The 24335-nt window shown below is 35.5% G+C and carries 19 protein-coding genes; 16 read left to right on the forward strand and 3 right to left on the reverse strand.

The window, feature by feature from the left end; genetic code table 11:
* Window positions 1–469 precede the first annotated feature (469 nt).
* From GA0061081_RS10635 to ndk, 3 genes are all read left to right on the forward strand, one after another.
* A complete protein-coding gene (locus tag GA0061081_RS10635) occupies window positions 470–5602 on the forward strand; it encodes an alpha-2-macroglobulin family protein (protein WP_167349353.1) in 5133 nt (1710 codons plus the stop codon).
* Window positions 5603–5713: 111 nt separating this feature from the next.
* The gene (gene pbpC / locus GA0061081_RS10640) at window positions 5714–8011 is read left to right on the forward strand and encodes a penicillin-binding protein 1C (protein WP_091350834.1); all 2298 of its coding nucleotides are present in this window, start codon (window positions 5714–5716) and stop codon (window positions 8009–8011) included.
* Between the two features lie 14 nt (window positions 8012–8025).
* On the forward strand, window positions 8026–8448 hold the full coding sequence (ndk, locus tag GA0061081_RS10645) for a nucleoside-diphosphate kinase (RefSeq protein ID WP_091350837.1): 423 nt from the start codon (window positions 8026–8028) through the stop codon (window positions 8446–8448).
* Between the two features lie 46 nt (window positions 8449–8494).
* Here ndk and GA0061081_RS10650 read toward each other — a convergent pair whose 3' ends face one another.
* Together GA0061081_RS10650 and pdxA are read right to left on the reverse strand one after the other, a co-directional pair.
* Window positions 8495–9256: a DeoR/GlpR family DNA-binding transcription regulator gene (locus tag GA0061081_RS10650; protein WP_091350840.1), complete on the reverse strand. Its 762-nt coding sequence runs from the start codon at window positions 9254–9256 to the stop codon at window positions 8495–8497.
* 33 nt (window positions 9257–9289) lie between these two features.
* Window positions 9290–10270 (reverse strand): 4-hydroxythreonine-4-phosphate dehydrogenase PdxA, encoded by a 981-nt coding sequence (gene pdxA / locus GA0061081_RS10655; RefSeq protein ID WP_091350842.1) that lies wholly within the window; start codon window positions 10268–10270, stop codon window positions 9290–9292.
* A 273-nt stretch (window positions 10271–10543) separates the two neighbouring features.
* Here pdxA and GA0061081_RS10660 point away from each other — a divergent pair, with 273 nt between their 5' ends.
* From GA0061081_RS10660 to pmrB, 8 genes are all read left to right on the forward strand, one after another.
* Entirely contained in the window at window positions 10544–11524 is a 981-nt protein-coding gene (locus GA0061081_RS10660) for a 2-keto-3-deoxygluconate permease (RefSeq protein ID WP_091350844.1), read from the forward strand.
* Window positions 11521–12729, forward strand: coding sequence for a four-carbon acid sugar kinase family protein (locus tag GA0061081_RS10665; protein WP_091350846.1), 1209 nt, complete (start codon window positions 11521–11523; stop codon window positions 12727–12729). The genes GA0061081_RS10660 and GA0061081_RS10665 overlap by 4 nt, the downstream gene beginning before the upstream one ends.
* A 157-nt stretch (window positions 12730–12886) precedes the next feature.
* Window positions 12887–13720, forward strand: a complete 834-nt coding sequence (locus tag GA0061081_RS10670; protein ID WP_425337800.1) for an ABC transporter substrate-binding protein — start codon at window positions 12887–12889, stop codon at window positions 13718–13720.
* 3 nt (window positions 13721–13723) lie between these two features.
* Complete coding sequence (locus GA0061081_RS10675; RefSeq protein WP_091350851.1) at window positions 13724–14449, forward strand: amino acid ABC transporter permease; 726 nt, start codon at window positions 13724–13726, stop codon at window positions 14447–14449.
* Window positions 14450–14455: 6 nt separating this feature from the next.
* Window positions 14456–15139, forward strand: coding sequence for an amino acid ABC transporter permease (locus tag GA0061081_RS10680; RefSeq protein WP_091350854.1), 684 nt, complete (start codon window positions 14456–14458; stop codon window positions 15137–15139).
* Between the two features lie 111 nt (window positions 15140–15250).
* Window positions 15251–15802: a phosphatase PAP2 family protein gene (locus tag GA0061081_RS10685; RefSeq protein WP_091350857.1), complete on the forward strand. Its 552-nt coding sequence runs from the start codon at window positions 15251–15253 to the stop codon at window positions 15800–15802.
* 93 nt (window positions 15803–15895) lie between these two features.
* Window positions 15896–16558 (forward strand): two-component system response regulator PmrA, encoded by a 663-nt coding sequence (gene pmrA, locus GA0061081_RS10690; protein WP_091350860.1) that lies wholly within the window; start codon window positions 15896–15898, stop codon window positions 16556–16558.
* Between the two features lie 105 nt (window positions 16559–16663).
* Window positions 16664–17695 (forward strand): two-component system sensor histidine kinase PmrB, encoded by a 1032-nt coding sequence (pmrB, locus tag GA0061081_RS10695; protein WP_245176395.1) that lies wholly within the window; start codon window positions 16664–16666, stop codon window positions 17693–17695.
* On the opposite strand, the gene GA0061081_RS10700 is transcribed toward pmrB, so the two are convergent.
* A complete protein-coding gene (locus GA0061081_RS10700) occupies window positions 17664–18284 on the reverse strand; it encodes a YrbL family protein (RefSeq protein WP_091350865.1) in 621 nt (206 codons plus the stop codon). The genes pmrB and GA0061081_RS10700 overlap by 32 nt on opposite strands.
* A 277-nt stretch (window positions 18285–18561) precedes the next feature.
* Between GA0061081_RS10700 and rplM the strand changes: the two genes are divergently transcribed.
* The 5 genes from rplM (at window position 18562) to GA0061081_RS10725 (ending at window position 23643) form a co-directional block, all read left to right on the forward strand.
* On the forward strand, window positions 18562–18990 hold the full coding sequence (rplM, locus tag GA0061081_RS10705) for a 50S ribosomal protein L13 (protein WP_065566227.1): 429 nt from the start codon (window positions 18562–18564) through the stop codon (window positions 18988–18990).
* A gap of 11 nt (window positions 18991–19001) precedes the next feature.
* Complete coding sequence (gene rpsI, locus GA0061081_RS10710; RefSeq protein ID WP_034915459.1) at window positions 19002–19394, forward strand: 30S ribosomal protein S9; 393 nt, start codon at window positions 19002–19004, stop codon at window positions 19392–19394.
* A gap of 352 nt (window positions 19395–19746) precedes the next feature.
* Window positions 19747–20379: a glutathione S-transferase N-terminal domain-containing protein gene (locus GA0061081_RS10715; RefSeq protein ID WP_091350867.1), complete on the forward strand. Its 633-nt coding sequence runs from the start codon at window positions 19747–19749 to the stop codon at window positions 20377–20379.
* Between the two features lie 49 nt (window positions 20380–20428).
* The gene (locus GA0061081_RS10720) at window positions 20429–20836 is read left to right on the forward strand and encodes a ClpXP protease specificity-enhancing factor (RefSeq protein ID WP_091350870.1); all 408 of its coding nucleotides are present in this window, start codon (window positions 20429–20431) and stop codon (window positions 20834–20836) included.
* Between the two features lie 293 nt (window positions 20837–21129).
* A complete protein-coding gene (locus tag GA0061081_RS10725) occupies window positions 21130–23643 on the forward strand; it encodes an autotransporter outer membrane beta-barrel domain-containing protein (protein ID WP_091350872.1) in 2514 nt (837 codons plus the stop codon).
* Window positions 23644–24335 lie beyond the last annotated feature (692 nt).

A 24335-nucleotide genomic window follows, 5' to 3' on the forward strand; every position in this document is an offset into this window, starting at 1 on the left:
GTCAGAATGTGCCGACAACAGAGCGAGGTTAGCACGCCAAACAGGGATGTTTGGCGAGGCTATGCTTCGCCGGGAGCGAATCATAGCCGGTGCGTTAAGACCGAGCGACGGCGTCGGGTAGCCGAAGGCCACATTCTGCAGCCAAAGCGTGGGTTGTCAGGGAATTCGCTTTAATTCCCTGACTCGGACGTGGTCACGATAGCTATTTTGTCCACCCAAGGTCAAAACGTCCGAAACCACCGCACCCAATCCATCCTATTCACCAACCCAAAAATCCCTAATCGCACCTAAAACTAATCTATTGATAATATTAGTTTTTTTGTTTTAGTAATTTTTTAAAAATTACCAAACTTTACTAAACACGCTTTGCCAAAAAGTAAGGGCTAGTGCATAATATATAACCGTTAATAAATAAAAATAATCCACAATAGCGATTATGATAGATTATGATATATGGGGTGTAATGAAAATGGGATTAGTCAAACAGGCCGCTGTATTGAGTATGCTATTAGTATTAGTTAGCTGTGATAATAAAGATGCTAAGCAAAATGCAAATTCTGAACTATCAACAACGCCATCGGAATTTGTTGATAATAACCATACAACCGATCCCAATGATAACGCAAAAATAGATAACCAATCCAAACCACTTTTTAAACCTAGCCCAGAATTAGTCGAAAAATATCATGATAAAGAATTAAAGGTCATTGATAGTTCGGAAGTTATTCTTGATGGTTCAAGTACACTGGTTATTACTTTTTCGGTTCCTTTAAATCCTAATCTTAAATTTTCGAATTTGCTGCGTTTAGTCGATCGTCAAACGGGGAATGTTGATGGTGCATGGGAATTGTCTGACAATGGATTAGAATTAAGACATCGTTACCTTGAACCAAACCGTGATTTAGAACTCACTATCGATAAGATGTTAGCAGGTATTAACGGTAGTAGTTTAGCCGCGGTTTATCAAACTCATATTAAAACTCAAGATCGTAAGCCAATGGTTGGGTTTGCTAGCAGTGGTTATTTGTTGCCAAGCAAATCAATGAGTGGTTTGCCTGTGGTTACTCTTAACGTTGATAAGGTCGATGTTAACTTTTTTAAAATTAAGCCTGAAAAGCTGTCCGATTTTATTGATAATTATGGCTTTATAAATCAATTGTCATTTTGGGACTCTAAGGATTTACATCAGTTTGTTGATTTAGTTTATACGTCTCGATTTGACTTAAATCCAAAACGTAATTCACAAGAAACCGTATTACTTGATTTGTCGTCCATTACACCATTACAACAAGAGGGTGTTTATTTTGCGGTGATGAATCAAGCTGGAATTCATAATTATTCAAATCCTGTATCAATGTTTTCGATCAGTAGTATTGGTTTTGCAGTGCATGCCTATGAAAACGGTAAATTATCAGTCATTACCCATGCATTAGATAATGGAAAACCTCTTTCCGATATCAATTTATCGGTTTTATGTAGCAAAAGTATTCGAGACAGTAATAAGGACTGTAAAACAGTTTCTGCCAAAACTGACGCTAATGGTTATGCCGATATAACTTTGCCTAAAGGTATGGAGTACGCTTTGTTGACAGCAAGCGATGGTAAGCAGATTTCTTTGGTTAATTTGGATCGTGGTGCATTAAATTTAAGTGAATATAATTTAATGGGTTCGGCTTTTTATCAAAAACAGTTGTTTGCTTTTGGCGCTCGTGACTTATATCGGCCGAAAGAGACGGTCTATTTTAATGCGCTTTTGCGTGATGCCAATGGTAAGCCGTTGCCTGTTCAGCCGATTGTGGTTGATGTTATGTCACCCGATAATTTGGTGGTTGAAAATTTTACAATCAAAGCGAAAGTTGATTCAAACGGTTTATACCAATGGCAATATGCTATTCCAGCGAATGCCGAAACAGGCAAATGGGCTTTTCGTTTTAATTTAGGGGATGATAATTACCGTTATGCTTATTTTAATGTTGAGGAATTTTTGCCAGAGCGCATGGGGATGGAAATTACTACCACATCAAACAACCCTATCATGCTTGATAATGAAATTCGTTTTGACGTTAAAGGTTGGTATCTTTATGGTGCCCCTGCTTCGGGTAATCGTTTAGAAAGTTATGTTTATGTTAAGAAGATCGATACAATCCCTGAGCTTGCTGATTATAAAATCGGTAATGTGGTTGATAATGGGGGAGATCGTCAGCTTGATAATATTGATACGCTTTTAGATAACAATGGTATTGCGCAAATTAAGATTAATACTAAAGATTGGGGTAAGTTAAGTTCCCCTATTAATGTGGTTTTACAAGCCAGTTTGCTTGATTCTGGTGGTCGGCCAGTGACGCGTTATGCCAGTCAAGCTATTTGGCCAAGCGAGCAAATGCCGGCTGTGCGTGCGTTGTTTTCCCAATCACCTTATTATGATTGGTCGTTAGATCGCTATCAAAACAGCCCGACGGTTGATAAAGGCGCCAATGCTGAGTTTGAAGTAGCTTATGTCGACGTTGAGGGCAATAAGTTGGCAGCAAGGAACTTAAAGGCAAGGGTTATTCGTGAGCGCCGCAATTACTATTGGAGCTGGTCTGACGATTCAGGATGGCATCAAGAGTACAATTCGAACGAATTTGTCGTGCAAGAGCAACCGCTTTCTATTGATGAAAATGGCACCGCTAAAGTAAGCTACCAAACCGATGATTATGGCTCTTACCGTATTGAGGTGATTGATACTAAAAATGGTGTGACCAGTAGCTTACGTTTTAGAAGTGGTTACGATTGGGAGGATAATACCAACGGTACCCATTCTGTTCGTCCTGATCAGGTTAAATTAAGTCTTGATAAGACAGCTTATTCCGTTGGTGATACTGCTAAAATACATGTTCAAGCTCCTGTTGCGGGTTCTGGCTATATTTCGCTCGAAACCAATGATGGTATGTTGTGGAAGCAAGATATTACCGTTGATGACGATGGTCTTGATGTCGATATTCCAATTCAAGATTGGGGGCGTCATGATATTTATATTAGTGCGATGATTATTCGACCATCAACCGATGCCGCGGTACAGACCATTAAGCGGGCGATTGGTTTACTTTATTTGCCAATTGATACGTCTGATCGTCAATTAAACGTAAGTATTGAAGCGCCCAAAAAGACAGAGCCTGAAAAGACCATTCCAATAACAATCAAAATGGATAAAAATGCAATCCAGCAAAATCATAAGGTAACGGTGTTAGTTTCGGCTGTGGATTCTGGTGTGCTAAATATTACCAATTTTGTAACGCCTGATCCTTATAGTACGTTTTTGGGCCGTAAACGTTATAACGTCGATCTTTATGATGTTTATGGTAAGTTGATTGAAGGTAAAGGGCGCAATGTCAATATGAGCTTTGGTGGTGATGCAATGCTTGGTGCTAGTGCAGGCGGTAAAAAGCCATCAAATGATGTTAATATTGTGGCTCAGCAATTGCAAACCATTCAGTTAAATGATGATGGCGAAGGTGTTGTTGACCTTGCTTTACCTGATTTTAATGGTGAATTGCGCATAATGGCACAAGCATGGGATGATACGCGTTTTGGTAAGGCTGAACAAACCATGCTTGTTGCATCACCAGTGGTGGCTGAACTATCAACACCGCGCTTTTTATCGGGCGGTGATCAGGCTAATTTGGCGTTGGATTTGAATAATCTAACTGACAAAGCGCAAACGATGCAGATCGAGGTTTCTACTGATGGTTTGGTTTATCAAAATTCAGATAAGGTAGTAACATTAACGCTTGATAGCAAGCAAAGACAAATTATTCAAGTGCCAATAGCTGCTGATTATGGCTATGGGCAAGGTACGGTTACTGTTAATGTTAAGGGTATTTTGTTAGAAGATGGTTCTGATTACCAGATCAAACGATCTTGGAACATTGGTGTTAGACCTGCTTATGCCGCAACCACACGGTATTATTCTATAGCAATCAATGGCGGTGAAAGCTGGTCATTACCTGGAGATAGTCTTGTTGATATGATTGACAATACCGTTGATGGTAAATTAATTGTATCAAATCAACCTCCGCTCAATATTGCTCAATATGTTAAAACGTTATTTGCCTATCCATATGGCTGTTTGGAACAGACCATTAGTGGTTTAACACCGTCATTATATGCAAACCAAGAGCAGCTTTCTGCTTTAGGGATTAAAACCGAATCGGATGACAAACGACGTGAAAAAGTGCAATTGGGTATTTCGCGCATTTTATCGATGCAACGCAATAATGGTAGTTTTGGTTTGTGGAGTAGAGATAGTGCCGAAGAATATTGGCTAACTGTGTATGCAACTGACTTTTTATTGCAAGCGAAAGAGCGGGGCTATAATGTGAATAATAATGCACTTGATGCGGCCATTTCGCGTATTAGCCAATATGTTTACGATACCAATGCGTTTAATAGTTTGCAAAATTACTACGATAACTCACAAGTAATTGATTATACACATTTTGCTACTAAAGCTTATGCTTTAATGGTGCTGACAAAGCAAAATAAAATCACGGTATCGGTGCGTAACGAAATTAATCGAATGTATCAACAGATCACTCAGGGTAATGTTAAGGTGTTTTCACCTCTGCCGATTGCTCAGTTGGCACTATCTGCGAAACTGGCTGGTTTTGATAATATCTATGACAGTTTAATTCCGCAGGTATTTACTACAAGTTATAATCATCAATATTCTTGGTTGGGTGAATATGGTAGTGCTATTCGTGATAACGCATTGGTGTTATCTTTATTGGTCGACAACGGACTCAGTGTTGATAAACAAGCGGATTATTTAATTCAGTTATCAGATTTACTCAATGATACGCGTTATTTTTCAACGCAGGAACTTAATGCCTTATTTATGGCGGGTTGGTCGTTAGAGCAACATAAATCCTCGCAAAAATTTGATGTTGTGATTAATAATCATACAAATAATGTCAATTCAGCACTCTCGCGCTCTTTGGATTTTGCTGATTTGTCTAATGGCTTAACCATTTCAAATCCAGAAAATGCGCAGCCGCTTTATGTCAAATTCACTGTTTCAGGTTATGGCAAGAAGTCCCCAGCGCCAACAAGTGATAATAGTGAATTAACCATTAAACGTACTTATTACGATTTGAACGGTAATAAAATTCAACCGAATAATATGAAAGTAGGGGATTTGATGGTAGTTTTATTAGAAGTTAACGCGCATAAAGAAGCTGTTCACGATGCATTGATTGTTGATTTTTTACCGGCTGGTGTTGAGTTAGAAAATCAAAATCTAACCAATAGTAGTGTGAGTTTGCAGGCTATTCCTGAACTAGCTAATTTGTTGAAAGATGAAGACAGCAATGATGTTAAATATCAAGAATTTCGTGATGATAGATACGTTGCGGCCGTTGATATTAATCATTATGTGAGTGATGGTACATATCGTACTCGCGTTGCTTATTTAGCTAGGGCGGTAACAGCGGGGAATTATATGATTCCATATCCTTACGTCGAATCAATGTATCGCCCTGAGCGGTTTGCCATTGGTCAATCCTTTGATTTGATATCTATTGTTGAGCGTAATGGTGAATCGAATATTTCAGATCAACAATAGTAGGTCTTAATTCGGTTTGATGATTAAAAATATAAATAAATAGATACCGCTAACATTCGTTAGCGGTATCTATTTTATATTCAACTATAGTTTTTTGAAGCTTTTGACAAAATGAAAAAGTGCCTGCGCTATATTTTAGTTTTCTTGTTTTTTTTCATCCTTGTATTATTAGGCGGCTTTTTTGTTGTCGATCATTTCTTTCCACTCTCTATTACAAACAATAAAACGACACAAACCATTCTTGCTGAAGATGGCACACCCCTTTGGCGTTTCGCTGATGAAAATGGTGTTTGGCGGTATCCAATCCAATTAGATGATGTGCCTAACGATTATCTTGATGTGTTGTTGAATTATGAAGATCGCCATTTTTATGAGCATGTGGGTATTAACCCCGCTTCATTACTACGAGCCGCTTGGCAAAATATCACCAATAAGCGAATTATTTCGGGTGGGAGTACGATTTCGATGCAAGTTGCAAGGTTGCTCTATCCGCATGATCGTACGATGATAGGTAAGTTGAAGCAAATATTTCGAACGTTACAACTTGAGCTGCATTTTACCAAAGACGAGATTTTAACTTTGTATATTAACCGAGCACCATTTGGCGGCACTATCGAGGGTTTGGGAGCGGCGAGTTGGTCTTATTTTGGTAAAGCGCCAAAAGCGTTAACGCGTAGCGAGGCGGTGTTATTAGCTGTATTGCCACAAGCGCCAAGCCGTTTGCGTCCTGATAGATATCCTAAGCGCGCCAAACAGGCTCGGGACAAGGTTTTAGCAAGGTTAGCTCAATACCAAGTATGGTCACCTGATATTATAGAGCAAGTTCAAAAAGAAGAGGTCTGGGTTTACCCACGTAAAAAGCCACAACTTGCGCCTCTGTTAGCTCGAAGATTAAACCAACAATACCCAAATATCGATATTATTCACTCAACTATCGATTTATCTTTGCAATATAGTCTTGAAGATATTGCCAATAATCGTAAAAACCAACTCCCCCCCAAAACTTCGCTGGCTATTTTAGTTGTTGATCATACCGATATGTCAGTAAAAGGTTATATAGGTTCAGTTGATTTTAATGATAAAGAGCGGTTTGGTCAGGTCGATATGATAAGCTCACTTCGCTCACCAGGGTCAACATTAAAGCCTTTTATGTATGCGCTAGCAATTGATGATGGTATGATTCATTCTGAGTCGCTATTGCAAGATACACCGCGAATCAGTTCTGATTATAGGCCTACAAATTTTGATGAAGATTTTTATGGTCCAATCAGTGCTTCAGAAGCATTAAAAAATTCATTAAATTTACCTGCGGTTGAGCTAATTGAGCTTTATGGTCCTAAACGGTTTGCCGGTAAGCTTGCTAGTATTGGTTTACCGCTTGAGTCTAACGGTAATAATCCTAATATATCGTATATATTAGGTGGTGCATCGTTAAGAATGGATAATTTGGTCAGCGCCTATAGTGCCTTTGCTCGTCATGGACAAGTTAGTCCTTTACGTTTTACGCAAGATGAACCATTGCTAAGTAAGCCATTTATTAGCGATGGTAGCGCATGGATCACAAGGCAGATGCTAGTTAATAATCATCAACTTGTCTATAAAACAGGTACTAGTTATGGCTATCGTGATGCTTGGGCGGTTGGTATGAACCCTCGTTATTTAATTGGTGTTTGGGTTGGTCGTCCTGATGGAACGCCTGTTGTTGGACAATACGGCAGTATTACCGCGGTGCCGATTTTACAACAAGTTAACTCGTTATTATTAAATAAAGAGCGACGACTCAATAGACCATTACCTTTAGTAACAAAACCGGCAACGGTGACTTCAGCAAAAATTTGTTGGCCATCAGGGCAAGCTCTGCCAGCAAACGATGAAAACTGTCACCGGCAGAAAAATGCTTGGATATTAAATAATATGATTCCTCCAACGCTTGATACGCTTACGGTGCTTAATAACAATATCTATCGTTCAGGGTGGGTCACTATTTGGGTTAATAATGAGGGCAAACGTGTGTCTGCGGATTGTTTTAATGCGCACAAAAAACAGATTGCATTATGGCCAATAGCGTTAGAAAATTGGCTGTTACCGAAAGAACGCAGGCAATCGCTATTTCCTGAAATGGATAAAGATTGCCCGGTGTTTGGTAAAGATGTCTTTTCACCACTTAATATTATTGGCCTGCGAGATAAACAATGGGTAAAACGTTTACCCGGGCAACAAGATGTTACCATTGATGTAACACCACAGGGCGGTACAGGCGATAAATGGTGGTTTCTAGATGGTGATCTGATTGAGCAAACCCATGACGATCAAAAAGTTGCCTTAAGGGTAACTCAAACAGGTTTACATCATCTATTACTATTAGATCAAAGTGGTCAAATTTTACGACTGTCATTTACCCTTGATTAACTAGGAGCAAGCATATGACTATTGAACGAACATTATCCATCATCAAACCCAATGCCGTTAAAAAGCAATTGATTGGTGAAATAGTCACGCGTATCAACCAAGCAAAACTCAACATTGTTGCATTAAAAATGCTTAGATTAACGAAAGAACAAGCTGAAGGCTTTTATGCAGAGCATCAAGGTAAATCATTTTTTGATAAATTAGTTAACTTTATGATATCTGGCCCAATAGTTGTTCAGGTTCTTGAAGGCGATAATGCCATTAAACGTTATAGGGAATTGATGGGACCGACTGATCTATCTAAAGCAACCGCAGGCACTTTACGGGCTGACTTTGCTGATAGCATGACCGAAAATGCCGTACATGGTTCAGACTCTTTAACCTCGGCCGAAAAGGAAATTGCTTACTTTTTTGTCGATAGTGAGATAGTTGGGTAATCAATATTGTAAAACACTGTGCTTTTATGTTGGTGATGATTGTAAACTAATTTGCAATGTGCAATTTAAATGGTTGGCACTTTAGAAGTTGTAATGTTTCTTCATCTAAATGATTATCGGTAATAATGTCAGTAAAGCGATTTAGTGGAATTGATGTAAATAATGAATAACAATTATATTTGCTACTATCGGCTACAAGCACCACACGATCGGCTTTTTCGGCAAAACTTGCTTTAATTAAGGCTTTATCTTCTGTTGGAGCGGTTACACCCTTGTTAAGGCTCCATGAATTACAACTAATGAACGATATATCAGGATTGATCTGCTGTAATAATGAACGTCCATGTTCACCAATGCAGGACTGACTACTGTCATCAATTTTGCCCCCAATGATTGTCACTTCAATTTGCTTAAATTCAGACAAGAATAGGGCAATATGTAAGTCGGATGTGATAACTCTAATTGGCATTTGGGTGATTCTTTTCGCAATTTCAAGTGTTGTGGTACCAGCATCTAAAGCGATTGAATCACCAGCTTTTATTAATTGTGCGGCTATATCTGCGATAAGTTGTTTTTCGGTAAAACTTTTATGCAGTTTTTCTAGTGTTGTAGGCTGGGTGGGAATAAATCGATTTAGTGTCACCCCTCCATGTGTTCGGCTTATTACGCCTTGCTGATCTAATTTTATTAAATCGCGACGAATTGTGGCAGGAGAAGCTTCTGTTGCTATAACTAATTCTTCGACAGTTACCAGATTATGAATTTTAAGATAGTCCATGATTTGATCTAGTCGATTATATTTTCTCACAGCACAATCCTCGTTTTTTAGTTATGCGGTTGTTTAAGATAACAGTTCAGCTAATCGAATTGATTCTATCATACTATCTGGTTTAGCAACACCTTGCCAAGCAATGTCATATGCTGTGCCATGGTCAGCCGAAGTTCTAATGAATGGTAAACCTGCCGCAATATTAACACCATCATAAAACCCTAATAATTTTAACGGAATATGGCCTTGATCGTGATACATAGCTACAACTATATCAAACTTGCCTTGATGGGCTTGTAAAAAAACGGTATCTGGAGCGCATGGCCCAATTGCATTAATACCTTGATTACGCATTTTTTCAATAGCTGGGGTAACAAATTTTATCTCTTCATCGCCAAACAAGCCATGTTCCCCCGCATGAGGATTTACCCCTGCAACTGCAATTTTAGGTTGTTTAATTCCAACTTTTTTAAGAAATTGATCAGCGATTTTAATGACTTTTTCAACTCGCTCACAACTTAAGTTGTTTAAAAAGTTACGTAATGAAACATGGGTAGTCACATGAATAACTTTAAGGGTATCTGTATAAAGAACCATTGCAACATCTTTACTATTGGTTAATTTTGCCAATAGTTCGGTATGACCTGGGTACATATGTCCAGCAGAATGCAACGCCTCTTTGTTTAATGGCGCAGTTGCAATCGCTGCTACGTCTCCGTTTAAAGCAAGTTCAGTGGCTTTTACTACACAACGATATGCTAAATCTCCCGCTTGTGGTTGTAGTTCGCCTGGTTTTAATGAGTCAATATCTTCTAATTTTATATCAATCACATTAATAACATTAGGTTTAAAAGTAGCTTTATTAACATGATCAATTACGTTAATCGCAACATTATTGAATAGTCCCATTTTTAATTGTTTTTCTAAAAGCTTTGCAGAACCAATTACAACAGAATGCACATTTTTAAGCACATCAGATTGTAATGCTTTGACAATAATTTCAGGTCCAATACCAGCAGGATCCCCCATTGTTATTGCTATGATTTTTGACACGATATATCTCCTTTAATTACAAATATTAAATTTATATCTTCTTTTAGATTAACTATATAACTTTTTTTATCAAAAATCCATTTAAAATGATTTAAATTAATCATTAATGTTGTTTATGTGTGATCAAAATCATAAAAACAATCAAAAAAACTGTTTTTATTAATTTATATAATTAATATGTGATTTAAATAAATCAAAAATGATTTATTTAAATCATCCATGATGTTGATAATTTATCACAAGTTATACGAAAGCTTTTTCAAAGGAGTTATTATGAATATTTTAAATACGGTAAAAAAAATACCAGGCGGATTAATGGTTGTTCCATTAGTACTTGGCGCCATTACTAATACCTTCGCTCCTCAAGTTTTTACAATTGGAGGCTTTACTGAGGCATTGCTAAAAACAGGAGCTCCAGCCTTATTGGCTGCTTTTTTAATGTGTAATGGTGCACAAATTCAAATTAGACAAGCAGGTCTACCTGTATTAAAAGGAATTATCCTATTAGTTGTAAAAGTTATAATAGGAGCATTATTAGGTATTTTAGTGAACCATTTTTGGGGTATATATGGTGTACTTGGAATTACCCCACTAGCAATCATTGCTTCATTAACCAATAAAAATGGTGGTTTATACGCTGCATTGGCCGGTGAATATGGAGATTCAACAGATGTTGGAGCAGTATCAATTATAGCGTTATCTGATGGTCCATTCTTTACAATGTTAGCTTTTGGTGCCACTGGGTTAGCACAAATTTCATTTACAGTTTTATTAGCCGCATTAATTCCAATTTTACTCGGTCTTGTTTTAGGTAATTTGGATGATAATATAAGAAAATTTTTAGCTCCAGGAACAAGTATACTTATCCCTTTATTTGCATTTCCCTTAGGCGCTGCATTAAATTTTAACCAGCTCATTAGCGCTGGAGTGTCAGGTATTATTTTAGGTATCAGTTGTGTTGTAATCACTGGATTTGCTGGATATTTTGCTTTTAAACTCTTCCGTTTCAAATTTCCTCAAGTTGGTGCTGCGGTAGGTGCAACAGCAGGTAATGCAGTTGCAACTCCTGCAGCAGTAGCAGCAGTAGATCCTACTTTTGCTGAAATTATGCCTCAAGCTACAGCACAAGTGGCGGCGGCTGTTATTGTTACTGCTGTTTTATGCCCTATTTTAGTTAGTTTTCTAAATAAATTAGAAAACAAGAAACTTAAAGCAAAATTAGAGAAAGATGCTAATAAGGGAGAAACAAAATGACAACACAATATTTAATTATTGCAGACGATTATACAGGTGCCAATGATACAGGTATTCAAATGAAAAAAAGAGGAATAGCTGTTGATGTATTACTTACCCCGACCTCTCATTCAAACTCGATTGTTCTTGATACTGAATCAAGAAATTTATGTGCCGATGAAGCCTATTTAAAAGTTAAAAAAATGACTTCAGAAGTTTATTCTTTAGGGAAGTTTGATATTGTTTATAAAAAAGTAGATTCAACACTAAGAGGTAATATAGCACAAGAAATAAAAGCTGTAGCAGACATTTTTCATCCCGATATAATTGTATTTGCCCCAGCATTTCCTAAATTAAATAGAATAACTAAAAATGGTAAACAGTATTTAAATGGGCAATTATTAATGAATACTGAATTAACAAAAGATCCATTAAGCCCAATTATAACTGATGATTTAACTGTAATATTACAACAAGCATTCAAGGAGCAAGTTTATTACCATCCAATATCTGAATTAGAAGGAAATACTTTTAGTATTAAAGATGGTTATTTACATATTGTTGATATAGCCGCAGATAAGCATATAGCGAAATTATCAGAAATTTTATTGAATTTGAATAAAAGAATTCTATATGTTGGAAGTGCTGGATTAGCAGAAGGGATTTTTAATTCATTGTATCCAACCGATCCTGTATTGGGAGTTGTTGCGAGTATTAGTCAAGTATCAATAGATCAGATTAATTATGCTGAATCAGAAGGTATTAATATCGTAAAAATTGAGCCAGCTGATATTTTTGATAGTAAAACTTATGACAACTATATCGAGAGAATATCCTTTTTATTGTCTCAAAAAAATGATGTGATTATAACAACTTGTAAAAGTAAAAAAGACTATGAAAAGACTTTATCCGTTTCAAAAAATAATGGTTTCTCATCATATGATACGGCAAATAAAGTTAAGGCCTGTTTAGCTTATATTGTCGATAGTGTACTAAAAAAATCGAATATTACTGGGCTTTTTTTAACGGGAGGTGATACAGCGGTAAATATTGTGAGTAAAATTAATGCTGCAGGATGCTCGATAAAACAAGAAATTTCACCAGGGATTGTAATGTCTAATTTGATTCATGAAGAATATGGAGATATTAAAGTTATCACAAAAGCAGGAGCTTTTGGTAATGAAAAGGATTTAGTTATTAGCATTAATAAGTTAAAAGAAAAGTAAAATTTGTTCACATATATAATCTAAAACGTCATCATTTTTGGCGTTTTTGATTTGACTTATAACTTTAAGTTATAACCATGTGAGTATTTGTTATTTATTCATTTGATTCTTTGTTGTTAGACTTTAACTGAAAATAACATAACCTTTATTAGGGAGAATCAGGATGAAATTGTTGACTAAATCACTAACAGTGGTCGCATTAATAAGTAGTTTGTTAGGTGCAAATTCTGCTTATGCAGACCGCCTTAATGACATCGAAAAACGCGGGGAAATCAAAATAGCAGTATTTGATAGTAACCCGCCATTTGGATATGTTGATGAAAAAACTAATAAAATTGTTGGTCTTGACGTTGATTATGCAAATGAAATCGGTAAAGCACTCAATGTTAAAGTTGATCTTGTTCCAACTAATCCTGCTAATCGAATTCCATTATTAACATCTCAAAAAGCCGATTTAATTGTCGCGAATTTTACTGTTACAGATGAACGGGCAAAAACCGTTGATTTTAGTTTGCCTTATTTTGCGACTGGTCAAAAATTTATAGCAAAAAAAGGTGTTTTAAAATCAGTCGATGATTTAAAGAACCTTCGTATTGGTGCCGATAAAGGTACTGTCATGGAAATCACACTGCGTGAAAAATACCCAACTGCAAAAGTGATTTCTTATGATGATACGCCATTTGCTTTTGCGGCATTACGTAATGGTGTTGTACAGGCAATTACTCAAGATGATGCTAAATTAATTGGTTTACTCGCTAATGTGCCAGAAGAACAACGCGCAGCATTTGAAATTTCGCCATTTAGTATTACCCAAGAATATCAAGCAGTTGGTATACCAAAAGGGGAAGATCGTTTGAAAGAAAAAGTGAACCAAATTTTATTAACACTTGAAAAAGATGGTCAAGCGTTAACAATTTATAATCGTTGGTTTGGACCTGAAACCACATCAGCTATGCCTCGTGGTGATTTTAAAATAGGTAAAGGTCAGTAAGTTATGCACGAGCAATTACTTGAATCCCGTTATTGGTGGTGGTTATGGGATGGTTTTTTAGTTACGTTAGCTATCTCATTGCTTACTATCGTCTTTTCAACATTACTGGGTTTTTTATTAGTTATTGCTCAACAAAGTCGAATTAAGATTATTCAAGGGATTGTAATGGGGTATAACGCAATTTTTCGTTATTCTCCATTATTACCTCAACTCTTTTTTTGGTATTTTGGTGTGGGTAATTTATTACCAGTCGAATTTAAGTTATGGCTATTTGATGAACCACAAATTTCGTTGTTCTTTTTTTCACTGAAAATGCCGTCCTTTGAATTTATAATTGGTTTAGTTGGTTTAACGTGTTATTCCAGTGCTTTTATTGCCGAAGAGTTTAGAGCCGGCATTGCTGGTATAAGACAAGGGCAAGGACAGGCTTCATTAGCATTAGGGTTAACTTGGTGGCAAAGTATGCGATTTATTATTTTACCGCAAAGCTTTCGTATTGCCTTTCCGCCTTTAATTGGGCAGTATATGAATATTATCAAAAATTCGTCGTTAACAATGGCTATTGGTGTACTAGAGCTTTCTTATGTATCGCGTCAAGTTGAAACCGAATCATTAAAAACCTTTCAAGATTTTGCCATTGCAACTTTATTATATATTTTGGCAATAGTGATGGTTGGCACTTTAGGTAATATTTATCAAGCAAAACGATTACAAATAGGTAAGGTGTAATCAATTATGGAACTTAAAGGTTTAGAGGTTATTTATAACAATTTAAGTTATATGATGTGGGGAAACTTTCCTGGAGGCATTTTTTTAACGTTGTTAATGAGTTTTGCTGCAATTATCGTTTCAACGCTGTTAGGTATTTTGGCCGGTGTAGGGCTGACAGTCTTAAAAGGAACAGTACGCTATTTATTAGTTGGTATACTTGGTTTTTTAAGAGCAATTCCTGTTATTATGCTTATTTTTTGGACTTACTTCTTATTACCTGTATTGCTTAATGTTGATGTGCCAGCTATTGCAACGGTGATATGTGCATTATCCCTAATTGGTGCTGCATATATTGGTCATTCAGTGCATGCCGGTATGATTGCGGTGGCTAAAGATCAATGGCAAGCCGCATTTTCGTTAGGGTTGACTAAAAAGCAAGTTATTCTATTTATCATTTTACCACAAGCTCTTAAAATGATGTTGCCGTCTTTTGTCAATCAGTGGGTATCGCTTATTAAAGATACGTCTTTGGCCTATATTGTCGGAGTGGCCGAATTTACTTTTATTGCTACTCAAGTTAATAATCGTAGTATGGTTTATCCAACTGAGATCTTTTTATTTGTAATTGTTGTTTATTTTATTATCTGCGCATCGCTTGATTTTGCTGTTTCTATTTTGCCAAAATGTCGATTATTTCATTCTAAATAATTTTCTATCTATCTATATTGGCCCGTTTAGTAAATAAGAATTTTATTAAGGTTCTTTTAAGGTTTATGCGTTAAATTATTAATAATTTAAATAAATATAGGTAAATAGGTTATGTGGTGTGATTTTAATACCCAACTATTTCTATTAGTTAACGCTTCTGATAAAGCGTCAAAACTGCTTATTTATTTTGCTATTTTTTGTGCGAAATATTTGGTTTATATACCTATTATTATTATGGGAATAGGTTGGTTTATCCGGCCTTTTTATCGTCAATTAATACTAAAAATGGTAATTAGTTTAGGAGTGGCGCTGTTTGTCGCTTTTATTATTCGTCATTGTTTTTATTCTCCACGTCCTTTTGCTGTTGACGTTGGAACCCATAATCTTTTCCACGACAACACAAGCTCTTTACCAAGTCAACATGCGGTATTTGTATGGACAATTTTTTTTACTGTTTTATTCAATTACACATGCCGCTTTAGAATAGTTTTATACTTATTTGCTCTAATTGCAGTACTCGTTAGCTGGAGCCGAGTCTATCTTGGTATTCATTGGCCATTAGATATCGCTGTTGGATTTCTTGTGAGCATTATATCGGTGTATTTAATTAAAAAATTTTGGATAAGCATTATTAAATTGCTCAATCGATGGTTTTGTTGGTAGAGACAATTTTCTGCTTTAGACATATCGAACACTATATAATGATGAACTGAGCATTTTGATTAGTTTTAATATCCAAATTAAGGTAAATCAGCAATGAAGATATTAATTGTCGAAGATGATAGCTTGCTACAAAAAGGGTTATACGATGGTATAACATCCAATGGTTATGTCTGTGAAGTTGCATCAAATGGAAAGCAAGCTGAACAGTATATCCAATTTGGACAATTTAGTTTGATTATTCTGGATTTAGGGCTGCCTGATTGTGATGGGCTCGAATTGCTCATTCGCTGGCGGAAAAATCATATTTCAACCCCTGTGCTGATTTTAACTGCTCGCGATACTATCGAAGATAGAGTCGATGGTCTAGATAATGGGGCTGATGATTATTTAATTAAACCTTTTGCCTTAACTGAATTATTAGCTAGAGTAAGAGCGCTAATTCGCCGAGATCAAGGTACTGCTGATAACCTTATTAGTTATGGCTCCATTGCTATTGATATTAAACAGAAAAAAGTGACTCTTAATAACCAAGAGGTGGTTTTAACGCCAAAAGAGTTTATTGTCTTATCTCGATTGATGTTAAAAGCTGGCGAAAAGGTACATCGAGATTTATTGCAAAATGATCTTTATGATTGGCAAAGTGATCCTAGTTCTAATGTTCTTGAAGTTTATATACATGGATTACGCAATAAATTAGGTAAAAATGTGATTCGCACAGTGCGAGGCTATGGCTATCAACTTAACAATGAGTGTTGATAATTCGATTAATTTAAATTAGATAATTAAATTATGATTTCAAAATCACTGAGTAATATACGGCACAGTATTCGCTGGAACCTTTTTTTTACTTTGGGCTTTATTATGTTGGTTTGCCAAATTATAACTGTTCTTTGGTTATGGCATGAAAGCAAAGAGCAAATTGATGTTCTAGTTAACTTAACGTTAAGTCAAAATAAAATCAATGAGGTTGTTGAGCATGAAGAACTTGAAGCTATTTTTGCTTTATTTTGTTCAGCTTTTTCAATGATGTTAGTGACACTATTTTTAGCATACCAAGCGATCAAGCGGATCACAAAACCGCTCGAAATTTTAGAGAAAGATCTTAATCAGCGTACCGAGGAGAACCTGAAACCCATTATACCAATAAGTAATATGCGTGAAATTAAATCTATTACATCAGTATTGAATAATCTTTTTATTAGGCTCAATGCAACACTATCTCAAGAACGGCTTTTTACTGCTGATGTCGCGCACGAAATGAGAACACCTTTAGCAGGGATTCGTTTGCATTTAGAATTGTTAGAAAATAAAAATAAGATTGATTGTAGTGAATTAATCAGTCGTATAGATCGTTTAGTCAATACCGTCGAACAACTATTAATGCTTGCTCGAGCTAGCCAAAAGTTTACTGTAGGACAGTATCAGCATATTAACTTTTATGATGACATTATGATTCCGCTATCTGATGAGCTGACAGAATTGACTTCAAAAAAACAGCAACAGCTCGAATGGTATACGACTAATAAAGACCTTATTTTTAATGGTGATGCAACTTTGATAAAACTTTTAGTACGTAATCTAGTCGAAAATAGCTACCGCTATAGTCCAGATAACACTAAAATCTTGGTAAGTTGTTATCAAGATAAAAAAGACATAGTTATTACGGTCGAAGATGAAGGGTACGGCATTGATGAATCTAAAAGCGAACAACTGACTCAAGCCTTTTTTCGTATGGATCGCAAACATAATGGTATTGGACTTGGCTTAAGTATTGTTAATCGTATTGCTAAATTACATCAAGGTCTATTTACCTTAAAAAATAGACCTAATAATGTGAAAGGTGCTATTGCACAATTTCGGATTACTGATTCACATCTTCAACTAAACGAGTGATTAATTTATTTTGGCTGTTTTCTTTAATAATTGAGGTTAAAAAACGTTGCCAAGTTCGTTCAATTTTGGCTTTCGCAAAAAAAGAAATGTAATTAGCGATGGGAATAAGGGTTGAATTACCTATATTGTCGATAATAATCAAGCGGCTTTTATCTGCACTTAAATGCTGAAATAAGATATTCTTGCTTTTGATTGTCATTGTAATAATGCGATCTTTTAATAAAGCTGATTTTAAATTTTTTAATGATATAACTAAATCATCATAATATTGGTTAGTTAATGTATTATCAGCAAGGTACTTTTCTAGTGGTATGGCTATTTCACCATTATAATCTCGAATAAGCTCGAAAACATGGCCTTTACCGTAATTGGTTGAAACAGGACCATAATATTTTGCTAATGCATCAAATGCAATATTACGTCTAATAAGGTGTTTATAATAAGCTATTTCGCGGTTTGTTTCTTCTTCTGCGCCGTCATTGTAATTAACTTTAATGCATTTATTAGGATCTATTGGATGATGATAGCATTTACGGTGTAACCCTTTGCTTATATAATCATCTTTAGAAAGTAAAATTGTATTATCCATTTATATCAACATGTCGTTATTTAATGTTAAGCGAAATTTTAACAGCAAGCGTTTCTTATCGCCATGATTTTTTCTTTTTAGCTCTAGCGCTTTTGTATTATTTCTGTATAATACTGCCACCCACGTTACGACAATGTTATTCCCAACGTTGTTTGCGGTTGTCGACATTAATATGGCCACTCGAAGGGGTGAGTTGGTTAATAGAAGCAATCAAAAAGTGTAAATAAATCAAAATGATTTATTAACGTGAGATTAATTAAAAATTGGATAATTACGAATGAGTACTTTTTCAGCTAAACCAGAAACAGTTAAACGCGACTGGTATGTTGTTGATGCAGCAGGTAAAACGTTAGGTCGTTTAGCTACTGAAATCGCAAGCCGTTTGCGTGGTAAACACAAAGCAGAATATACACCACATGTTGATACAGGTGATTATATTATCGTTATCAATGCAGAAAAAGTTGCTGTAACAGGCAAAAAACGCACTGATAAGATCTATTATCGTCATACTGGTTACATCGGTGGACTTAAAGAAGCGACTTTTAAAGAGATGATTGAACGTCATCCTGAACAAGTCATCGAAATTGCTGTAAAAGGCATGTTACCGAAAGGTCCTCTTGGTCGTGCAATGTACCGTAAACTAAAAGTTTATGCTGGTAATGAGCACAATCATGCGGCACAACAACCGCAAGTATTAGATATTTAAGGGGATAAAAGATGGCTGATAATCAATATTACGGTACAGGTCGCCGCAAAAGTTCCGCTGCTCGTGTATTTATCAAACCAGGTAGTGGTAACATCGTTATTAACAAACGTTCATTAGAGCAATACTTTGGTCGTGATACAGCTCGTATGGTTGTTATGCAACCACTAGAGTTAGTTGAAATGACTGACAAACTTGATCTTTACATCACGGTTAAAGGTGGTGGTATTTCAGGTCAAGCGGGTGCAATTCGTCACGGTATTACTCGTGCATTAATGGAATATGATGAAACTTTACGTTCTGCATTACGTCAAGCAGGTTTTGTTACTCGTGATGCACGTCAAGTTGAACGTAAAAAAGTGGGTCTACGCAAAGCACGTCGTCGTCCACAATTCAGCAAACGATAATTGTAACTTCGAAGCAACATTACAAGAACATTACAATTGTATTTCAAAAAAACCCAGCATTAGCTGGGTTTTTTTATGCTAATTGTTAGTATTAGAAAAAATAATTTGTCGGTTTGCTGAATAAATTTGAATGAAAAATGGTTGTTTATAAAAAAAACATTATTTAACTTAATGAATATAAATAATTTTATTTTTTATGCATAAATTTTATGCTGTTTTGAATTTTTTGCCAATATTTGATCTTTATAAAAAGAATGCAATAAAATTCATTTTTTTTAACAAATTTGTTAACTAATTTGTTAGAATAGTAAACATCAAAACTTATTTTAATTTTTGTATATTTGGAGTGGATATGGTTGTTGCTGTTAATAAGCGTTCTGTGATGACATTATTTTGTGATACAACAGATATTTACGGACATCAGATCCGTTTTGTTCTGGCAGAAAAAGGGGTAACGGCCGAAATAGAGTTTGTAACGGCAGATAATTTACCTCAGGAATTGTTGGATCTTAATCCATATGCTTCAATTCCAACATTAATTGACCGGGACCTTACGTTATATGAACCACACATTGCATTAGAATATCTTGACGAACGCTTTCCACATCCACCATTAATGCCTGTTTATCCAATCGTACGTGCTAATTCTCGCTTAACAATGTATCGTGTAAAAAAAGAGTGGTACAGTGCTTACGAAACAATTATTGCTGCTCCTAATAGCGATGAAGCCAAAATAGCACGAAAAAATCTTCTTGATGATCTTGTTTCAATTTCAATCATGTTTAAAGAAAAAGATTATTTTATGAGTGATGATTTTACATTATGTGATTGTTATTTTGCCCCATTACTTTGGCGTTTACCATTAATTGGTATTGAATTACCAAAAGTGGCTGAAAAGAATTATTTAGCTTATATGGCACGAATTTTTGAACGTCCAGCTTTTGTTAGTTCATTAACCGAAGAAGAAAAAAGAATAAGAGCATAATCAATTAAATTTATCTTTATTTACGATAACTTTAGACAAGGTAGCCTTAATGGAACTTGAGCAAATGACTCCACGTCGTCCTTATATATTTAGGGCTTTTTATGATTGGATACTAGATAACGACTTAACGCCTTATATTGTCGTTAATACATCAGTATATGGTGTATTAGTACCGCAAGAATTTATCCAAAATAATCAAATTATATTAAATATTGCGCCACAGTCAGTTGGTCAATATTTAGCAACTAATGAGCAAATTGAATTCAATGCTCGCTTTTCTGGTGTGCCTCAACATATTGTGGTGCCAATGGCGGCAATTGAAGCAATTTATGCTCGTGAAAATGGTGTTGGAATGGGATTTGAGGATGAACCACAATATCACGCACAGCGTGAAACCTCATCTCAACAAACTGAACAAGTTAAACCAAAAGCCAATCCATTTCGTGTTGTAAAATAGCTGTTTTTTACATAAAGTTTTAAAAATCCAATAAGTTATAAATATTATCGTTGTGCACTACTGGTGAACAACGATAATGTTTTTGTATGAAATTTAGTTGGTTAAAACAGAACAATAAGCAATAAATGCACATTGATATTTAGGCATAAAGTATTTTTAAATTGATATTTTTTTTAGATATTGAGCAGTGTTTAGACATAGATGTAATGGTAGTGTTTTGTTACTTTGGCGCTTGTTGTTGTACGTATATACAAGCTAATTATATTAGTTACAACTAAAGGAAAGAATTAATTATGATACATTTAAATAAAATCACGTTGTTGCTTAGGGGAGCATTAGGCATACTACCTATGATTCCTATGCTGACTGATGCCACAGTGAATATTAATGATACTAATATTAGTAGTTATCGCACTACAGGGATTAGCACTCTCCGTAGTAATGACGACATTTTGATAGAGACCTCTTCTGCTACTGGACCACATATTAACATAAGTACTAATGGAGGAATAGGACTCGAATCGAATAGAAAAAACATAACTGTTGGATCATTAGGTAGCACTGATAAATTTATTATTAAAGGAAATGTCGTTGGTAACCAGAATTCTTTTTATGGTATTAGTGTAAGACAATTGGGGCGAATAGTTTCTAATAGTGAACTTGAGTTGAATATAGTTGATGGTACAGGTATTTATATCTCTAGTGGCTCGGAAGGATTATTCCAGAAAAAGGTCAGTATCACAGGTACAGGAACAGGCGGTTTTTACGGTATACGTAGTCACAATGCATTATCAACTTCCGAATCTAAAAGTGAGTTTAATGATAAAGTGTATATCACTTCTTCGGGGCGAGATAGTTCGGGTATTATTTCTATCAAGTCTAATAACCCTAATGCGCTAGCCTCTCATTTAATTTTTAATGATAATGTTACCATTCATATGACGGGGCAACGTGGTATTGGTATTAAGACGGGAGTCGAATCTGGGGGGCTAAATGCTAATGCAAGCTCTACTGTTAATTTTAATAATGGATTAGATGTTATTACTGAACATGGTACAACAATTTATTCTAATCAACAAAACGGTAAAGTGAACATTAGAAGTGGTTCAAATATAAACAATATTATTTCTCGTGATAATCTGCAATACAATGCAGTACAAGCCGATACTGGTGAAGTAAATATCGATGGCAAAACAAATCTTGAAGGTGATATTTATGCAACGACTACTGCAAATGGCAAGGGAATTATTAATCTCAACCTTACCGATGGTTCAACGCTATTAGCTGCGATGGAAAATAATGTATTAACACCGTTAAGTAAGGGTGATATTAATTTATCTCTTCTAGGCAGTCAAAGCCAATGGAAGATGACTGACAATTCATCCCTAGATTCATTAACGTTAGGCAATGATGCTAAAATTAGCTTTGGTTACAGCTATGCAACGCCAAGTTCAGTGGATGTTCTTAATAGCACTAATGCGATGAGATTAGTGACAAATTCATTAGCTGGTAACGGTGTGTTTGAAATGCGAACTGGGATTGGTCAAAATATTGCTAATGATTTGCTTAAAATAATTGGTACTGGCTTGGCTACAGGTAATCATAAAATTACGCTTATTGATGATAAAACAGGTGCAAACTCGGTAACAGGAAATGAAAGAATAACACTTGTTGAGACCGAAGGTGGTAGTGCTGTTTTTGGTCTGTCATCACAGTCTTTTGATGTTGGTCCTTATCAGTTTAATACATTAACTAAAGTCAATGGCGCTCGTGGCGCAGGTACTGAAGATTGGGTTTTATCTGGATCACTACCTCATCAAAATGGAAACAACAATAACAACAATGATGTTGGTGGTAATGGTAACACGCCTAACAAACCAATAGCTCAAAAACCGCTATTAACTCATACCGCGCAAAATGCCGCCAATATTCTAAACTCAAGCTATTTAATGAATTATGTTGAAACCCAAGCATTATTGCAACGAATGGGTCAACTCAATATGAATAATGGCGCCAGTGGTGATACATGGGGGCGAGTCTATACAGGTAAATTAAGTTCATTTAATGATAGCCGTTTGTCTAATTTTGATATGAACTATTATGGTTTTCAACTAGGTGTTGATCGACAACTTGATAATGATAACTACGATATCTATTACGGTATTATGGGAGGCTTTGGCCGAGGCAAGATTGATCATAACGTGGGCGATGGCAACACTAAAAGTTATTCTGCTGCATTATATTCTACAATGCAAACGAATAGTGGCTTATATGTCGACAGTTTAGTGAAGTATATGCGAATGGCAAATAAATTTAATAGTCGTACTGGTGGTGGTTATAACGTTAAAGGTGATGGCGACACAGACGGATTTTCAGTTGGAGCCGAAGTTGGACAACGTTTTTACTCGTCTGAATGGTATATTGAGCCACAAGCACAGCTAACGTATTCTCGTCAAAATAACACAACAATTAAAGCTACTAATGGATTAAAAACCAAATTAAGTAGCTATAACTCACTTATTGGTCGAACTAGTGTTATTTTAGGTTACGAAATACAAGACAGTGATAACCCAGCAAATATCTACTTTAAAACTGGTTATCTAAAAGAATTTGATGGCGAAACAGCTTACACCTTTAATCATGTAGCTAAAGAAAAATATGATTTTGGTGGTAACTGGTGGGATAACGGCATTGGTATCAATATGCAATTTAACAAAAATCACCAGATTTATGGCGACATTGGTTATTCACTCGGTAACAAGTTTGATCAAAAACAAGCAAATGTAGGATACCGTTACAGCTTTTAAATAAATGAACATGACTTTGTTTTGTTTGTATAACAAAATAAAATGTTCATAAAAATAACAATAAAACCCATTGATCATCTAGGTTAATGGGTTTTATAGTATTTAAATATCATAAAGTTTTTACTTAAAAATCTTTCATGAAACACATTTATTTCACTAATATTTTTCTATTTTTATTCAAAATCAAAAGTTTATACAACATTTATAAATGTTATGTCCCCTAGCAAAACCATAAATAAGTGCTTTAATAACAGCTATTTATCTATCCAAAAATTGGTCAGAAAAAGTATTGATTTTATTTAAGTTTTATGTGGTGTTTTTTAGCCAAAAATCATCACCCAAAACCCTTCCCCAAAGCACACAAACGTAAACTGATTTAGGCCTTAACAAAACTTTATAAAATTTTAACAAAAAAACTAGCGCATAATTAATCAACCGGTTATAATTTCACCGCTTTCAAAGCAAGGGAACGCTCATTAGTTGAGCGGAAAATTATAAAAAATGTAAATAAAACAAAAAATTACTTGACAGGATAATCGAAATGCGCTACCATGCATGGCATCTGGCATCTGGCATCTGGCCTGCCAAACCTATGCCCTAAATCTTTTTCAATATTATCGTAGTCTAAAACAGACTCAATCCTTATTATTATCATCAAAGTTATCGCGCTTGACGTCCTCGCTGAGATTATT

The organism is Gilliamella bombicola (genome assembly GCF_900094945.1).
GTDB classification, from domain to species: Bacteria; Pseudomonadota; Gammaproteobacteria; order Enterobacterales; family Orbaceae; genus Gilliamella; species Gilliamella bombicola.

What these genes read in the sequence shown, in the direction of transcription:
- GA0061081_RS10635 (WP_167349353.1), top strand. Translation starts at nt 470, where the DNA reads ATGGGATTAGTCAAACAGGCCGCTGTATTGAGTATGCTATTAGTATTA.
- pbpC (WP_091350834.1), top strand. Translation starts at nt 5,714, where the DNA reads ATGAAAAAGTGCCTGCGCTATATTTTAGTTTTCTTGTTTTTTTTCATC.
- ndk (WP_091350837.1), top strand. Translation starts at nt 8,026, where the DNA reads ATGACTATTGAACGAACATTATCCATCATCAAACCCAATGCCGTTAAA.
- GA0061081_RS10660 (WP_091350844.1), top strand. Translation starts at nt 10,544, where the DNA reads ATGAATATTTTAAATACGGTAAAAAAAATACCAGGCGGATTAATGGTT.
- GA0061081_RS10665 (WP_091350846.1), top strand. Translation starts at nt 11,521, where the DNA reads ATGACAACACAATATTTAATTATTGCAGACGATTATACAGGTGCCAAT.
- GA0061081_RS10675 (WP_091350851.1), top strand. Translation starts at nt 13,724, where the DNA reads ATGCACGAGCAATTACTTGAATCCCGTTATTGGTGGTGGTTATGGGAT.
- GA0061081_RS10680 (WP_091350854.1), top strand. Translation starts at nt 14,456, where the DNA reads ATGGAACTTAAAGGTTTAGAGGTTATTTATAACAATTTAAGTTATATG.
- GA0061081_RS10685 (WP_091350857.1), top strand. Translation starts at nt 15,251, where the DNA reads ATGTGGTGTGATTTTAATACCCAACTATTTCTATTAGTTAACGCTTCT.
- pmrA (WP_091350860.1), top strand. Translation starts at nt 15,896, where the DNA reads ATGAAGATATTAATTGTCGAAGATGATAGCTTGCTACAAAAAGGGTTA.
- pmrB (WP_245176395.1), top strand. Translation starts at nt 16,664, where the DNA reads ATGTTGGTTTGCCAAATTATAACTGTTCTTTGGTTATGGCATGAAAGC.
- GA0061081_RS10700 (WP_091350865.1), bottom strand. Translation starts at nt 18,284, where the DNA reads ATGGATAATACAATTTTACTTTCTAAAGATGATTATATAAGCAAAGGG.
- rplM (WP_065566227.1), top strand. Translation starts at nt 18,562, where the DNA reads ATGAGTACTTTTTCAGCTAAACCAGAAACAGTTAAACGCGACTGGTAT.
- rpsI (WP_034915459.1), top strand. Translation starts at nt 19,002, where the DNA reads ATGGCTGATAATCAATATTACGGTACAGGTCGCCGCAAAAGTTCCGCT.
- GA0061081_RS10715 (WP_091350867.1), top strand. Translation starts at nt 19,747, where the DNA reads ATGGTTGTTGCTGTTAATAAGCGTTCTGTGATGACATTATTTTGTGAT.
- GA0061081_RS10720 (WP_091350870.1), top strand. Translation starts at nt 20,429, where the DNA reads ATGGAACTTGAGCAAATGACTCCACGTCGTCCTTATATATTTAGGGCT.
- GA0061081_RS10725 (WP_091350872.1), top strand. Translation starts at nt 21,130, where the DNA reads ATGATACATTTAAATAAAATCACGTTGTTGCTTAGGGGAGCATTAGGC.